The organism is Collinsella aerofaciens, from assembly GCF_032584215.1.
Taxonomy (GTDB): domain Bacteria; phylum Actinomycetota; class Coriobacteriia; order Coriobacteriales; family Coriobacteriaceae; genus Collinsella.
On the sequence record NZ_JAWHPN010000001.1, the window covers coordinates 1 to 13,726 of the forward strand.

General features: G+C 57.5%; 12 protein-coding genes. 8 read left to right on the forward strand and 4 right to left on the reverse strand.

Annotation, left to right across the window (positions count from 1 at the left end; all coding sequences use genetic code 11):
* Nucleotides 1-214: hypothetical protein (locus tag RX395_RS00005; protein WP_316364536.1), on the forward strand; the 214-nt coding region annotated here is incomplete at its 5' end.
* Between the two features lie 813 nt (nt 215-1,027).
* Here the strand turns inward: RX395_RS00005 and RX395_RS00010 are convergent.
* A complete protein-coding gene (locus RX395_RS00010) occupies nt 1,028-1,273 on the reverse strand; it encodes a glutaredoxin family protein (RefSeq protein WP_316364538.1) in 246 nt (81 codons plus the stop codon).
* 51 nt (nt 1,274-1,324) lie between these two features.
* A complete protein-coding gene (locus RX395_RS00015) occupies nt 1,325-2,152 on the reverse strand; it encodes a TipAS antibiotic-recognition domain-containing protein (RefSeq protein ID WP_316364540.1) in 828 nt (275 codons plus the stop codon).
* 141 nt (nt 2,153-2,293) lie between these two features.
* Here RX395_RS00015 and RX395_RS00020 point away from each other — a divergent pair, with 141 nt between their 5' ends.
* The 4 genes from RX395_RS00020 (at nt 2,294) to RX395_RS00035 (ending at nt 7,561) form a co-directional block, all read left to right on the forward strand.
* Complete coding sequence (locus tag RX395_RS00020) at nt 2,294-3,031, forward strand: SAM-dependent methyltransferase (RefSeq protein WP_316364542.1); 738 nt, start codon at nt 2,294-2,296, stop codon at nt 3,029-3,031.
* A gap of 112 nt (nt 3,032-3,143) precedes the next feature.
* Nucleotides 3,144-4,358: a MalY/PatB family protein gene (locus RX395_RS00025; RefSeq protein WP_316364544.1), complete on the forward strand. Its 1,215-nt coding sequence runs from the start codon at nt 3,144-3,146 to the stop codon at nt 4,356-4,358.
* A gap of 144 nt (nt 4,359-4,502) precedes the next feature.
* Nucleotides 4,503-5,372 (forward strand): substrate-binding periplasmic protein, encoded by an 870-nt coding sequence (locus tag RX395_RS00030; protein WP_316364546.1) that lies wholly within the window; start codon nt 4,503-4,505, stop codon nt 5,370-5,372.
* Nucleotides 5,369-7,561, forward strand: a complete 2,193-nt coding sequence (locus RX395_RS00035; protein WP_316364547.1) for a hybrid sensor histidine kinase/response regulator — start codon at nt 5,369-5,371, stop codon at nt 7,559-7,561. The genes RX395_RS00030 and RX395_RS00035 overlap by 4 nt, the downstream gene beginning before the upstream one ends.
* 72 nt (nt 7,562-7,633) lie before the next feature.
* Here the strand turns inward: RX395_RS00035 and RX395_RS00040 are convergent, their stop codons facing one another.
* Nucleotides 7,634-8,113: a pyridoxamine 5'-phosphate oxidase family protein gene (locus tag RX395_RS00040; protein ID WP_316364549.1), complete on the reverse strand. Its 480-nt coding sequence runs from the start codon at nt 8,111-8,113 to the stop codon at nt 7,634-7,636.
* A 41-nt stretch (nt 8,114-8,154) separates the two neighbouring features.
* Complete coding sequence (locus RX395_RS00045) at nt 8,155-10,959, reverse strand: ATP-binding protein (protein WP_316364550.1); 2,805 nt, start codon at nt 10,957-10,959, stop codon at nt 8,155-8,157.
* A gap of 286 nt (nt 10,960-11,245) precedes the next feature.
* Between RX395_RS00045 and RX395_RS00050 the strand changes: the two genes are divergently transcribed.
* From RX395_RS00050 to RX395_RS00060, 3 genes are all read left to right on the forward strand, one after another.
* Complete coding sequence (locus RX395_RS00050) at nt 11,246-11,671, forward strand: potassium channel family protein (RefSeq protein ID WP_316364552.1); 426 nt, start codon at nt 11,246-11,248, stop codon at nt 11,669-11,671.
* A gap of 36 nt (nt 11,672-11,707) precedes the next feature.
* Nucleotides 11,708-12,241, forward strand: a complete 534-nt coding sequence (locus tag RX395_RS00055) for an LOG family protein (RefSeq protein ID WP_152068434.1) — start codon at nt 11,708-11,710, stop codon at nt 12,239-12,241.
* A 125-nt stretch (nt 12,242-12,366) separates the two neighbouring features.
* On the forward strand, nt 12,367-13,671 hold the full coding sequence (locus RX395_RS00060; RefSeq protein ID WP_316364554.1) for a chloride channel protein: 1,305 nt from the start codon (nt 12,367-12,369) through the stop codon (nt 13,669-13,671).
* Nucleotides 13,672-13,726: the final 55 nt, after the last annotated feature.

A 13,726-nucleotide genomic window follows, 5' to 3' on the forward strand; every position in this document is an offset into this window, starting at 1 on the left:
CGATAGCGCGGCGGCGCTCGGTCTTGCTGAGGTTCGCCATGCCCTTCTTGAAGTTGAGGACCAGGTCTTCGGCGTTCATGCTGCCCCCATCATCGCGGTCTATGGGGTCAACGATATGGCACCGTGGGGACACATGTATGTCAATCCTGGTCTAACAGAGCCTTATCTTTTCGAGCTGCTTAGCATCCATGGCGCCTCCTATCGATCGACATAATGTCGAGCGTCACTTCTCGGATTCTCTTTTTGTATACAATTTTGTAGACAAACATACAAGCAGTTTATCGGGCTAATTAGCTTGTTTTGACCTGCCTGTTCGATAGAAAATGAGCATTGACGGCTTCGATATTTCTTCATTTTTCAGTTTGGAACATGAGCGCTCATTGAACTTGCAGAGGGGGGCACTTTAACAAACTATCGAGATTCTGGCCAGGAGCTTTCACTGGTCTTCGGTGGTGAGACCAGCTTAATTCGCGACACAGTGTGTCGCGAATGGGAGTAGTCGTTAGGTGTCCTTCAATGGCTACTCATATAAGAACGTCCAAGTGCCGGATTTTGTCATTTAGTGTCGTTCTCAGCGACTATTCTGGAGGGTCGTGGTCAAAAAAGGGCAAATATGAGTACTGTTGCCATTATGGTTGCATTTACTTTGCTATAAATAGTAGCTCCTGATGAGATTTGTTCCCATTAGGAGCTACTTTTATTGAACATATGAGGAGAAATAACGTCGTCTGCGGACGAGTGGAACGTTGAATAGTTCCTGAAGTGATCAAAATCGCTGCTACTAAACAGGTAGCAGTACTCATATTTGCCCTTTTTTGACCACAGCCCTCTCGGAAACCCTTTCCAGAGGCGTCAAACAGCCATAATCCAAAGGTCGCCTCAAACAATTAGCCGGTTAAGTGCGTCCATGACTACCCGCAAAAGCTGTACACCAGCATCCAAAGATGTCGAAAAATGTTGACTTTGGATGCTGGTGTACATGTTTAGGCCGTATGGGGTGGGGCCTTGGACGGACGGGATGCGCGTACTAGAGCAGGTTCTCTTGCGCCCACGCGATGATGTCGCTCGATTCGTAGAGTGGCTTGCCGTCGATGAACAGGCAGGGAACCTGGCGCTTTCCGCCGACGGCGATGAGTGTCTGTTCGGCATCGGAGTCGGTCGAGATATTGCGCTCGGGAATGGTCACGCCGTTATCGGCCAGAAAGTGCTTGACCTTTATGCAATACGGGCAGCCGGTCATAACGTAGAGCACGAGCTCGTGATCAGTAGTCATAGGTCTCCAATCGGTTGCGGTTTTGATTGAAATACCCAAAGCCGCCGCGGTCTATGCGCACGTCAACGACGGCTCGATGGCCTGGACCAGAAACGCCGTGGCTCCGGTGCCGCAGGGCTTGTCGTAATAGTCAACAAAGCGCTGGTCGGCAAGATAGCCGTGGGCGAGGCCCAGGTACGCCTCGTCTTGGGGCTCGCATCCCCAGTTGAGAGCAATCCATCGACGGTGCATTGTAACCAGTTTTTGGGCTTCGTTGCTCTCTGGGTCGCCAATGCCCATGGCAATCGAGAGCTGGCCCAAAATGGCGCGTTCAAGTTCCTTCATGTCGTTCCATGTCTGAGGATCCATATCCAGTAACGTTTTGTTTGCTGCATCGATAGCCTCATTGCCATAGCGAGCTCGAGCCTCGGCGCCGTAGCATTCCTCGTTTTCCTGCACGGTGCGCCAGCGCTCCAGTTGCGGCAGGACGGCGCCCATGAGCGAGACGGCTTCGTCGAGCGACATGCCGGTGTTTTGCGCCAGGCGCGGGGCACAGTCCTCGATCATCGCCTCCATGGTGGTGGCGTAGGTGTACTTGCCGTGGTCGTAGCACCACTTGCAGTAATGGTCGGTCGTGGCGCCTGTGGCATCGGTGCCGCAGTCGTCGGGCGTGAGTATCATGCCGCAGCTCTGGCAATAATGCTCGGGCATTTCGAGCAGGTGGGACAGTGGCTCGCCGGTTACGGCGGCAATGAGCTTCATCATGTCGATGCCCGGGGTGACCTCGTCGCGCTCCCAACGGCTGACGGCTTGGCGCGTGACAAAGAGTTTGGCGGCGAGCTGCTCTTGGGTAAGGTGATGGGCGCGACGGATGGCAATGAGCTTTTCTGCAAAGGCCATAGCGGCTCCTTTCTGCTGGTTGATGGCTTAAGCATACGCGGCGGCAGACGCCCTTCCAAGCAACCGTTGGTTGCACGGCGGGGGACCGCGGCGAAGAATTGCACGCAACGCCCCACGCCTCCATGCCGTACAATGACCGGCATGGAACCTATTGCACACATACATACCGACCTGCCGCAGAAGTTCGGCATCCCGCGCAACAGCTTTTTGGCGCCTCATCTGCAGGGACGCATCGTTTTTGAGCCGGAATTTGCCTCCAACGCAGCGGTTGAGGGTCTGGACTCCTTCTCTTACCTGTGGCTGCTGTGGCGCTTCGAAAACGGAACGCCCGGCGGCACGGCTAAGGACATAGCCGCCGATGCCAAAACGCAGGACAGGTCCGGCACCAACGCAAAATGGTCGAAAACTGTGCGTCCGCCGCGCCTGGGTGGAGCCGAGCGTGTGGGCGTCTTTGCCACGCGCAGTCCGTTTCGCCCTAATTCCATTGGGCTCACCTGCGTCAAGCTCGACCGCGTGGAGCTTACCGACGATGGTCCCATCATCCATGTGTTGGGGGCCGACCTGCGCGACGGCACGCCCATCTACGACATTAAGCCCTACATTCCGTTTGCGGACTGCCACCCGGATGCAACGGGCGGCTGGATTGAGGATGCTCCGTGGCAAGAGCTCGATGTTGAGTTTCCGCAGGCGCTGCAGGATATGGTCTCGCCCGCAAAGCTCCCCGGCTTGGTCGAGGTCCTTCGCCAAGATCCGCGCCGCGCGGGCAGCAAGCACGAGCCAAACCGCGTCTATCATCTTGCCTTCGCCGGGCTCGACATATCGTTTACGGTCGATGAAACCCAGCTAACCGTAGTCGCCGTCAACGACGCGCGAGACTAACCAGCCATTCGCTCGCACCCGTCAAATTAAGCGCCAAACCCCGCGCCAAAACCGCCCGTGCTGGTGGACAATAGCGCCTATCGAAACAGTCTACTTTGCACGGGGGTCCAGCATGAAATACGACTTCACTTCAATCATCGACCGCCACGGCATGGACTCCATCGCCGTTGACTCTTGGGGCGAGATCCCCGGTATGGCTCCGAACGCACCCGACGAGGGCTTCGACCGCATCCCCATGTGGGTGGCCGACATGAATTTTGCCACGGTGCCCACGGTCCAGGAACACATCATTCAGCGTGCCCAGCACCCCATGTTTGGCTACTTTAACCCGCGCGCTGAGTACTTCGATCGCATCATCGAATGGCAGAATCGCCGCAATGGCGTCGAAGGTTTGAGCCCTGAACATATCGGCTACGAAAATGGCGTGCTGGGCGGCGTCGTGTCGACGCTGCGCGCGTATGTCCAGCCGGGCGATGCGGTGCTGGTCCACAGCCCCACCTACATCGGCTTTACCAAGTCCATCGAGGCCGCGGGCTATCGCATTGTCCACAGCTCGCTTAAACTCGACAACCGGGGCGTGTGGCGCATGGACTTTGAGGACATGGAGTGCAAACTCGCCCAAAACAACATCCATGCCGCGGTGTTCTGCTCGCCGCACAATCCCTGCGGGCGCGTATGGGAGCGCGACGAAATCGAGCGCGCCATGGACATCTATCGCCAGCACGATTGCGTGGTGATCTCGGACGAGATTTGGTCCGATATCATCCTGCCGGGACACAAGCATATCCCGACGCAGTCGGTGAGCGAGGATGCCCGCATGCGCACGGTTGCCCTCTATGCGCCGAGCAAGACGTTTAACCTGGCGGGTCTGGTCGGCAGCTACCACATCATCTACAACGAGACGCTGCGCGACCGCGTGTGTGCCGTGTCCAACAAGACTCACTACAACGAGATGAACGTCCTCTCGATGCACGCGCTTATCGGTGCCTACCAGCCGCAAGGCTACGAGTGGCTGGACGAGCTCAACCAGGTGCTTGCCGGCAATATCGAGTACTTCTGCAATTACGTGGACGAGCATTTTGAGGGCGTGTCTTATTCGCGTCCGCAGGGCACGTACATGGTGTTTCTGGACTGCACCGAGTGGTGCCGCGAGCATGGCCGCGATATTCAGTGGCTGCTCGACGAGGGGGCGCGCGTGGGCGTGGGGTATCAGGACGGCCGTCCGTTCCACGGGCCCTGCCACATTCGCGTGAATCTGGCGCTGCCGCTTTCGCGCGTAAAGGAAGCGTGCGGCCGCCTGGACCGCTACGTTTTTAATGCACGGTAAGTGAGCGCTGCATGCGGGGTCTTCTGCCAAGTCGGCTGGAAGGCCCCACACGGTAAAGCGTCTGTAACAATTGGGTGCTCGTGTGGTTTTGTTTGCTATTATCTTTAACCATTTCAGTCTGTAAACAGGATCGTATGGAGCTCGATGAAAAGATCCCGTCGCTCGGTTGCCATTTCGTTGTTTGTTGCGCTTGCAGTGGCGAGCGCTTTTGTCGTAGCGATAGCTGGCTGCTTCGGGTCGAATGACGAGGCATCGACGTCTGCATCAAAAGGCCTGGAGGCCTCGCAGGTCCAGGACGACAATCTTAAGACGCTCAACGTTGGCAGCGACCTCTATCCACCGTTTGTGTATACCGACGAGTACGGCGATATCGTTGGCCTGGATGTCGAGATATTGACCGAGGCTTTGGCCCGCATTGGTTACAAGCCAAAATACCAGCTGATTGACTGGGAAAAGAAGGAAGAGCTGCTGGCGAGCGGCGAGCTCGATTGCGTCATGGGTAGCTTTAGCATGACGGGTCGCGAAAACGAGTATCGTTGGGCCGGCCCGTACCTTGCGAGCCGCCAGGTGGTCGCAGTCGATCCCCAGAGCGATATCTACACGCTTGCCGATCTTGAGGATAAGGTCGTGGCCGTTCAGTCCACCACCAAGCCCGAGGACATTTTGCTCAACCGTACAAATGAAAACGTTCCGCAGATCAAGGAACTCTACTGCTTTTCGGACCGTTCATACCTGAACCCGGCGCTCGTCGAAGGTCTGGTCGACGCCATCGCCGCGCATGAGTCCTCGCTGCTCACCTACGAAAAAGACTATGGCGTAACGTATCGCATTTTGGATGAGCCGCTGCTAGAGGTTGGTTTGGGCACCGCTTTCGATATCAACGATACGCGCGGCATCGACGTCAAGCTCACTCATGCCTACCAAGAAATGCTTGCCGATGGCACCATGGAACGCCTGGTGTCAAAGTACTTTGATGACCCTTCGCCATTTTTGAATATGGAGGGCCTGTCATGATCGATGCGCCCGACCACGCCGCTCAGGAGCGGGGCAATCGTTCGACAGGGGCATGGCTTCTTGTCGCTCTGCTGGGGATAGCGCTCTCGGTTGTTGCCGGCATGATGAGCTACAGCTACACGACAGCTCAGGCCGAGCAGCGCTTTGCCGACGTTGTCGATTACGTGGCGACGCAGAGCCTTTCCTACGATGCATTCAATAGCGCCTATACAACCAAAAACCTGATTCGCGTTATGGAGATCGCCGGAGAGACAGCGCGCGATATGGAGCGCGACGGTTCGGTGGATAACGCCATGCTGGAGCAATATGACGACCAGTTCAACGTGAGCGCACTGATCGTGACGGACGCATCGGGCAATTTGGTGTCTGAGTCCTCGACGGATGGCGTGGGCTACGAGTCGCTCGCTACGTATCTCAAGGAAGCACCCGTGCTGGAGGTGGCAGCCTATCCGCTTAAGTCCTATACCGCCCGCATCACACTTGCGGATGATTCGGTCGCAGACATTGGCTGCGTAACCCGGCAGGATGACGAGGGCATCGTTGTCGCAGTAAGGCATCAGAGCGCGAAGGCAGTTGCAAGCAATACGCTCAAACTGCAGAGCCTGCTCGGTGGTTATGAGACCATCGACAGTGGCAATATCGTGATCGAAAGCGATGGCAAGGTCGTTGCGACCAATGCCGTTGAACCCACCATATTGCGCGTATTCGATCTGCCTGCGACGGATGCCTTCATTGTTGACGGTATAAAGGATCGGTGCCCGGCTGGTAAGGTCAGATTGGTTAACGCCGACGGCGAGTGGTATTTGGGCACATTTGGAAAAGCGCGCGGGTTCTACGTGTACACCTATGCCTCGGCGCGGCGCTACTTTGAGGTCGTCGCGGCTGTTGCTGCCGGCGTGCTGGTGCTCTACAGCGGTGTTATAGCCGTTGTTGTGATGGTGCGTCGCCGCGCTGATCGCCGACGTTTGACGGACTTGCTGCAGCAAGAGCGCGACTATGGCGACAGGCTGGCAAAGGCGGCGCGTGAGGCCTCGTCTGCCAACTCGGCAAAGACGGAGTTTCTGCGCCGCATGAGCCACGATCTGCGCACGCCCATCAACGGCATTCGCGGCATGGTCGAGGTTGGCGATGCCAATGCGGACGATCTGCAAAAGCAGACCGATTGCCGCTCAAAAATCTGGACGGCATCGGGGCTGCTGCTCGACCTTGCCAACGAGGCCCTGGATATGAGTCGCCTGGAGAGCGGCCAGGTCGATTTGGAGCTTGTTCCCACAAACTTGGTGACCCTCAACCACGAGGTGCGCGATATTCTGGAGCGCCAGGCCGAGGAGCGTCTGGTGACAATTATCTGCGACCAGCAGACGCTTAATCATCCCTATGCGCGGGTGAGCGTGACGCACCTCAAGCGCCTGTTGCTCAATATTACCGGCAATGCCGTCAAGTACAACCGCCAGGGCGGCTATGTTCGCCTGGTGTGCCGCGAGGTGGAGCCAGCGGATGGCGTCCCCGTCTATGAATACACGGTCGCCGACAACGGTATTGGCATGAGCGAGGAGTTCCAACAGCACCTCTACGAGCCGTTTTGCCGCGAGGAGCAACAGGTGGAAGGCGCTTCATCGGGAACTGGCCTGGGCGCGCCTATCGCAAAACAGTTGGTCGAGCTTATGGGCGGAACCATGAGCTTTACGAGCGTCTTGGGGCAGGGGACGACGTTTACCATCCGCCTGCCGCTCGAGAAATGCAAGCGCTCCGAGATTCCTCGGGCAGTTCGCGCGGATGCGGGCGATGGCGATGCGCTTCAGGGCTTGCGCGTTTTGCTCGTAGAGGATAACGATCTGAATGCCGAGATCGCGCAGTTTACGCTCAGCCGTGCCGGTGCCGTCGTGACGCATGCTAAGGATGGCGAGTCTGCCGTTGAGGCGTTTGCCGCGAGCGCACCGCACGAGTACGACGTGGTGTTGATGGACATCATGATGCCCGGTATCGATGGCCTTGAGGCCACGCGTCGAATTCGAGCACTCGATCGCGAGGATGCCGCGACTACGCCGATTATCGCTGTGAGTGCCAACGCCTTTGCCGACGACCGCAGGCTTTCGCGTGAGGCGGGCATGGACGCGCACCTGAGTAAACCCGTGAGCTCGCAGGAACTTGTTGAGGCGCTTGCGCACATAGCTGCCGACGCTCTATAAGCATATGGCCTGGTTCCAAGGTGGGTTGGAACCAGGCCATATTGTTATTGATGAGGTCTGCTGAGGGGGGGCTTACTTTTCTTGAATCTGCTTGCCGCAAAGATGCTCAATCGTAATCTCGTAGAGCTGGACGCCCTTAATGTCCTTGGCGATTTCCTCTTCGACTTCCTCGGCAGAAGGGTAGTACTTAAGCGCGAGCTGGCGGACTGTATCCTCGATAAACGCGGGAGTGTCATTCGCCAGGCGACAGCGGCCAAAGACCACGGTGCTCATAACGTAGGGAGCCCAGTCACCGTCCTTGTACCACTCGTTGCCGTAAACGGTAAAGCAGACCTTGTCATCGCGCTTGAGTGAATCAACCTTGTGGCCAGCCTTGGCACCATGGAAATAAATCTTGTCGTGCTCGGTGTCAAAGAAGTAGTTGACGGGAATGGCGTACGGGTAGCCATCGTCGCCGTTGACGGCAAAGACGCCGCGCTTGCAGGTGGCGAGCAGTTCGCGCGCTTCCTCGTCAGTGATGGCGCGTTTCTTTCGACGTAAGGGCCTAAACATCGTTGGCTTCCTTTCTGCTGCGTATGGTTGTTGAGCACAAACTATAGCGAAACGGATCTGTTTTTCTTGATGCGGGCGAGTATGTTTTTGAGCTTGTTAAAGTCGAGCGGTTTGGACAGATGGGCGTTCATGCCGGCGTCGTGTGCCGCCTTGGCGTCCTCGGCAAAGGCATTGGCGGTGAGCGCGATGATGGGGATATCGGCTGCATCGACCTTCTCGCTCAGACGAATCGCGCGGGTTGCCTCGTAACCGTCCATGTCCGGCATCATAATGTCCATCAGGATCGCATCGAAGCTGCCGGCGGGATGAGACAGGTACAGATCGACGACTTCGTTGCCGTTGACGGCGCGGGTGACCACGACGCCCTCGGATTCTAGCAGCGCCTGGGCAATCTCGGCATTCAATTCGTTGTCTTCGGCGAGCAGCACGTTCATGTTGGCAAGCGAGCAGTCGAGCGCCTTCTCGACCGTATCCGTCCGCGCCCGGGGGTTCTTGTCGATATCGAGCGGAATTTCCACGTAGAACGTGGTGCCCACATGGAGTTCGCTGGTGACTTCGATGGTGCCGCCCATCAGTTCAATAAGCGACTTGACGATTGGCATGCCCATGCCGGTTCCTTGGAACTTGCTGCGCGCATCGTCACCTTCTTGGGCAAACGGCTCATAGATATGCTTTAAAAACTCGGGAGCCATGCCAATGCCGGTATCCGAAACGCTAAAGCAAAAGAGCGCGCGCCCGTTATCGAGTGGCTTGGTCTTTGAGCTAAAGGTGACGGAGCCGCCGTGCTTGTTGTACTTAATGCTGTTGTCTAACAGGTTGATCATGATCTGTCGGATATGGGTGGGACTGCCGATCATGTATGGCCCCGTGGCGTACGGCAGACTATTGTCCTGCATTGTGATGCCGTTACTGGACGCGCGGAGCTTGCACAGCACTAGCGTATCGTCACAGAGCTCTTTGAGGTTAAAAGGCGCATGCTCCAGTGTTAGCTTGCGGTCTTCGATTTTGCCCATCTCGAGGATGTCGTTGATCAGCGAGAGCAGGTGATTGGCGGCAACGCGCGCCTTGGCACGGCTCTCGCGGGCGACTTGCATATCGCCTTCCTTCAATTCCTCGATCTCGATAAGGCCCAGGATACCGTTGAGCGGCGTACGGATGTCGTGGCTCATGCGCGTGAGGAATGCCGTCTTAGCGGCGTTGGCAGCATCGGCTTTTTTGCGCTCGGTTCGAGCGCGCACGAGCGCCCAGATGAGCAGGACGATGCCGACCGACAACATACCGATGAGGGTAGCTGCAATGGCGGTGCGGTTGCGATAAAGGAATTGAAGCGTGTTGGATTCCTGGGCCGTGTACGACGTGGAGGAGAAATTGCTTGCGGAGAGCGATTCTCCGGCATTGATGATGCCCTTGTTGATGATTCCCAACAGCTCGGGTTTTCCGCGCGAAATCCAGCACGAGATCTCACAGGTGTCAGGGAGCTCGGTCGTCTCGCAGTCCTCGAGATCGTAACGGTCACCGATGGTTTTTACGCGTGAACTGGGAGCGACGATGCAGTGCGCCGTTCCCTTCCTGAGGGCGTCGAGCGCTTCATCGTCGGATTGGTATTCGGTTACGGTCGCTGTGGGGAACAGACTTTCAAGTGCATTTTTGTTGACAAACGATGATTTGGTACAGGCGATGTTCTGAAGGTCTTTGTTCAGGTTGCTGCCGGTGTGGATGGCGGTGAGGGATATGGTCCCCAACGATATCGACTGCACAACGCCTGTTTGCTCGGCAAACCAGTAATCTCGGTATACCGGCAGCGCAACGTCTATGCTTCCCTTTGACAGGGCCTTTGACATCATCTTGTAGCTATCAAAGGCGACGGTTTTGACCGTAATGCCAAATTTATCGTGTAGCGTCGTCGCAAGCGATGCGAGCGAGCCTTCCATTTCGCCGTCTTCGTCCTCGTTGCAGTAGGGGAGTTTGCCCGTAATGTAGCCGAGCGTGATGGTGTTGTTGTTCGCCTTGAGCCAGGAACGTTCGGGGCCGTTGAGCGATGATGAGCCGCTGTTTTGGGTCGAGTAGTTAGATTTGACTTCGTCGTTATAGCGTGGGTTGACGCGGGCGATTGCCGCCATGGCAGCATTGATGTCGTCCATCAGGTCGGGGCGGCTTTTGGGAACGGCAAAGTAGTAGTCGTTCGAACCAATGTAGAACATGGGGGAGGCATTGGGCGACGAGATTGTGTCGTTCATGATGACGGCATCGACTTCGTCGTTTGCGAGCGCGTCAAAGAGATCGGATCCTCCGTCATACTCCTTGTATGTGCAGGCGATTCCTTCGCTGGCGAGCCATTGCTGGCCAACGAAGGTTTGCATGACGTCGGGGTTGCAACCGATAGTGAGACCCTGGAGTGCTTGAGGGTCACCCTTTGCAAGGTCGTCACGGTCGGGCTTGGCGTAGATGTAGTAGCGCTCGGTGCCCTCGGGGTTCGAGGAAAAGAGCAGCTTTTGGGCACGTTCCTCGGAGTAGGAGATGTTGGGCATGAGGTCAATCTCGCCGGCTTCGAGCTTCTCCATAAGCTCGGTGAAGGTGCCGGAGACGTATTCGTACTGCCAGCCGGGTGTGTAGTACGAGAGGGTCTGGAGGTACTCGTAACCCCATCCCGAGAGACGCTCGCCGGGGGTGCCGTCCTGGAAGCCCTCGTTGTTGACGAGCCAACCAACGCGGACCGTTTTGACCTGCTGATCGGTATTGGCGGCATAGGCGGGGGCGGGCATGATGGTGCTCAGTACGGCGAGCGCGGCAAGCGCGACGGCCAGGGTGCGATATATAACTGAACGAAGGACAGTGGCAGCTCTCACATGCAATCCTAACGAATCGAGACATTACCGCATAAGGATACCAGCTCAGCCTGCCCAGCCGGCAGCTGCACCGCTAAACGGTCCCGCCCGGCAGTCATTGGGGACGTTCTTAAACGACTAGTCATTGGGGATGTTCTTGTTTGACTAGTCATTTAAGAACGTCCCCAATGACTAGTTCCCAATGACTAGTTCCCTATGACTAGTTCCCAATGACTAGTTTCGTTTGCGGGGGAGGCGTGGGACAATACCGAGCGAACGAGATTGGGCGTCTGGGAAAGGGGTCGCGATGAACAGGTTGAGGACGCTTGCCGATGTGCTGCGACAGGCTGGCTTTGCGCGCATCACGGGCCTGTTTCTAATCTTTTACCTGCTGTGCTCGACTGCCGTCTGGCTGTCCGAGCCCACGTCCCTTACGTTTGGCGACGGTCTCTGGTTTAGCTTTGAGACGGTCTCGACCATCGGCTTTGGTGACATTCCTGCCGAGACACCGGTTGCCCGCGGCATTACCGTCGTCTTGAGCGTCATCAGCATCTTCTACATCGCCATGCTCACGGGCGTGGCGGTGAACTACTGCAATACGCTTATCAAGCTGCGCCAAAAGGACACCATGGCGCGCTTTATGGACGATCTTGAGCATTTGGAAGAGCTCGATCGTGACGAGCTCGCCGATCTTTCGCGTCGCGTGCGCGAGTATCGTCGACGCCAGCGCTAAGACGAACGTCGTGCGCCACAACAAGGGGGACCAAATATGAATATCACCGTGTATCTGGGTGCCAGTGCCGGCAATGATCCGGCGTTTCTGCCCGCGGTGCAGGAGCTGGGCAACTGGATTGGCGCCAACGGGCACGCGCTGGTATACGGCGGGTCCAAATCGGGGCTGATGGGTGCGCTCGCCGATAGCGTACTCGAGGCGGGTGGACACGTGACGGGTGTTGAGCCGAGCTTTTTTATCGAGGCCGAGTTTCAACATGACGGTATCAACGACCTTATCGTGACGAGCGATATGGCGGAGCGCAAGGCTAAGATGATTGAGCTCGGCGATGCGTTCATCGCATTTCCGGGCGGCACGGGCACGCTCGAGGAGATTGCCGAGGTCATGTCCGCGGTGTCGTTGGGACACCTGAGTGCTCCGTGCATCCTGTATAACCTGGACGGTTACTACAACGACCTCAAGGCGCTGCTCGGGCACATGATTGATAAGGGGCTTTCGAGCCCGAGGCGCCAGCACGGCATCTACTTTGCCGACGATTTGCGCGAGATTGCCTCGATTATCAACGGATAAGTCTTGAGCCTGCCCCACCATGACTCCCAATGGTGCCGTTTGCGGCGCAGATGGTTGGCTCGTTCGAGCAACGCTCGCTCTACAATAAAACGTATCTATGTCGACTTTAACCGCGGGAGGACCCGATGGATAACCTTGTCAAACCCACAAACCGCGCGCTGTTTTTGGTCAGCGTTGCCGTGACCGGTGCACTCGCAGGTGCTGCGGTCTGGCTGTTCTTTTTTGCGATGGAGCACGGTATCGACTATCTATGGACCGAGATTCCGCACGCGCTGGGCGTCGCTTCGCCCGAGCTTGCCAGCGGCCCGTTTGGCTTTCTGCCGTACCCGTTTTTTGTCTGCCTGCTGGGCGGCCTGTTAATCGGTCTGTACGAAAAGATGACAGGCACCAAGACCGATGACCTCAACCAGGTGATGGCTAAGGTTAAGCAAGACGGGCGCTACCCGTACGACAACCTGGGCAAGCTTTCGCTCGCGGCATTGCTGCCGCTGCTGTTTGGCGGCAGCATTGGACCGGAGGCCGGTCTGACCGGCGTTATCGCGGGTCTGTGCAGCTGGGTCGGCGACCGCATGCGTCGCTTTGGCGCCGAGTTTAGGGAGCTCACGCTGCTGGGTACCCAGGCTGCCCTGACGGCGCTCTTTACCGCGCCCGTCTTTGGCTTTGTGGCACCGCTCGCCGGTAGCGCCGACGGCCAGGGCGAAGACGCCGACGATGAGTCCGCGTCCGGTGAAATCACCATCAAGCTGCCCAAGGCGCAAAAGACGGTGGTCTACGGCATTGCGATTGCCGGCGGTCTGGGCACTTACCTGCTGCTTGGCCAGCTTTTGGGCGGCGGCATGGGCATGCCCAGGTTCGAGTCCGCCGAGGTGGGCAACCTGGAGCTTACCTGGCTCATCCCTCTGTCGCTGATCGGAACAATCTGCGGCTGGCTGTACTTTGTCTCTGAGCACGCGAGCGAAGCGCTTGCTCATGCAATAGGGGCGCGGCCTGTCGTCAAAGCCATGCTGGCCGGTCTGGCGCTCGCCATCTGCGGCACGGTCCTGCCCTACACCATGTTTGCCGGCGAGACGCAGGCCGACGTGCTCATGGAAACCTATCTGACCATTCCCGCCGGCGTGCTTATCGCGACCGGTCTCGTTAAGGCCATGCTGACGCCCGCCCTCATCAACCTTGGTTGGCGCGGCGGCCACTTCTTCCCGGTTATCTTCTCGGGCGTAAGCCTGGGCTATGGCCTTGCTATCCTCACCGGCGCCGATCCGGTCTTTTGCGTCGCCGTTTGCACGGCCTCGACGATGGGCGCCGTCATGCGCCAGCCCATCATGGTCGTGGGCCTGCTGCTCATGTGCTTCCCGCTCAAGGGTATCGTCTGCATGATCATAGCCGCCGTTATCGCCGCCGGCATTCCGCTGCCCAAGCCGCTGCGCAAGTAGTACGGTGGCGTACGCCGGGATATGCCATTTGTCACGGATTTGCGGGGGGCGATCG

Coding starts and splice junctions, on each gene's coding strand:
- RX395_RS00050 (WP_316364552.1), top strand. CDS start 11,246: ATGAACAGGTTGAGGACGCTTGCCGATGTGCTGCGACAGGCTGGCTTT.
- RX395_RS00025 (WP_316364544.1), top strand. CDS start 3,144: ATGAAATACGACTTCACTTCAATCATCGACCGCCACGGCATGGACTCC.
- RX395_RS00020 (WP_316364542.1), top strand. CDS start 2,294: ATGGAACCTATTGCACACATACATACCGACCTGCCGCAGAAGTTCGGC.
- RX395_RS00010 (WP_316364538.1), bottom strand. CDS start 1,273: ATGACTACTGATCACGAGCTCGTGCTCTACGTTATGACCGGCTGCCCG.
- RX395_RS00035 (WP_316364547.1), top strand. CDS start 5,369: ATGATCGATGCGCCCGACCACGCCGCTCAGGAGCGGGGCAATCGTTCG.
- RX395_RS00055 (WP_152068434.1), top strand. CDS start 11,708: ATGAATATCACCGTGTATCTGGGTGCCAGTGCCGGCAATGATCCGGCG.
- RX395_RS00060 (WP_316364554.1), top strand. CDS start 12,367: ATGGATAACCTTGTCAAACCCACAAACCGCGCGCTGTTTTTGGTCAGC.
- RX395_RS00030 (WP_316364546.1), top strand. CDS start 4,503: ATGAAAAGATCCCGTCGCTCGGTTGCCATTTCGTTGTTTGTTGCGCTT.
- RX395_RS00015 (WP_316364540.1), bottom strand. CDS start 2,152: ATGGCCTTTGCAGAAAAGCTCATTGCCATCCGTCGCGCCCATCACCTT.
- RX395_RS00040 (WP_316364549.1), bottom strand. CDS start 8,113: ATGTTTAGGCCCTTACGTCGAAAGAAACGCGCCATCACTGACGAGGAA.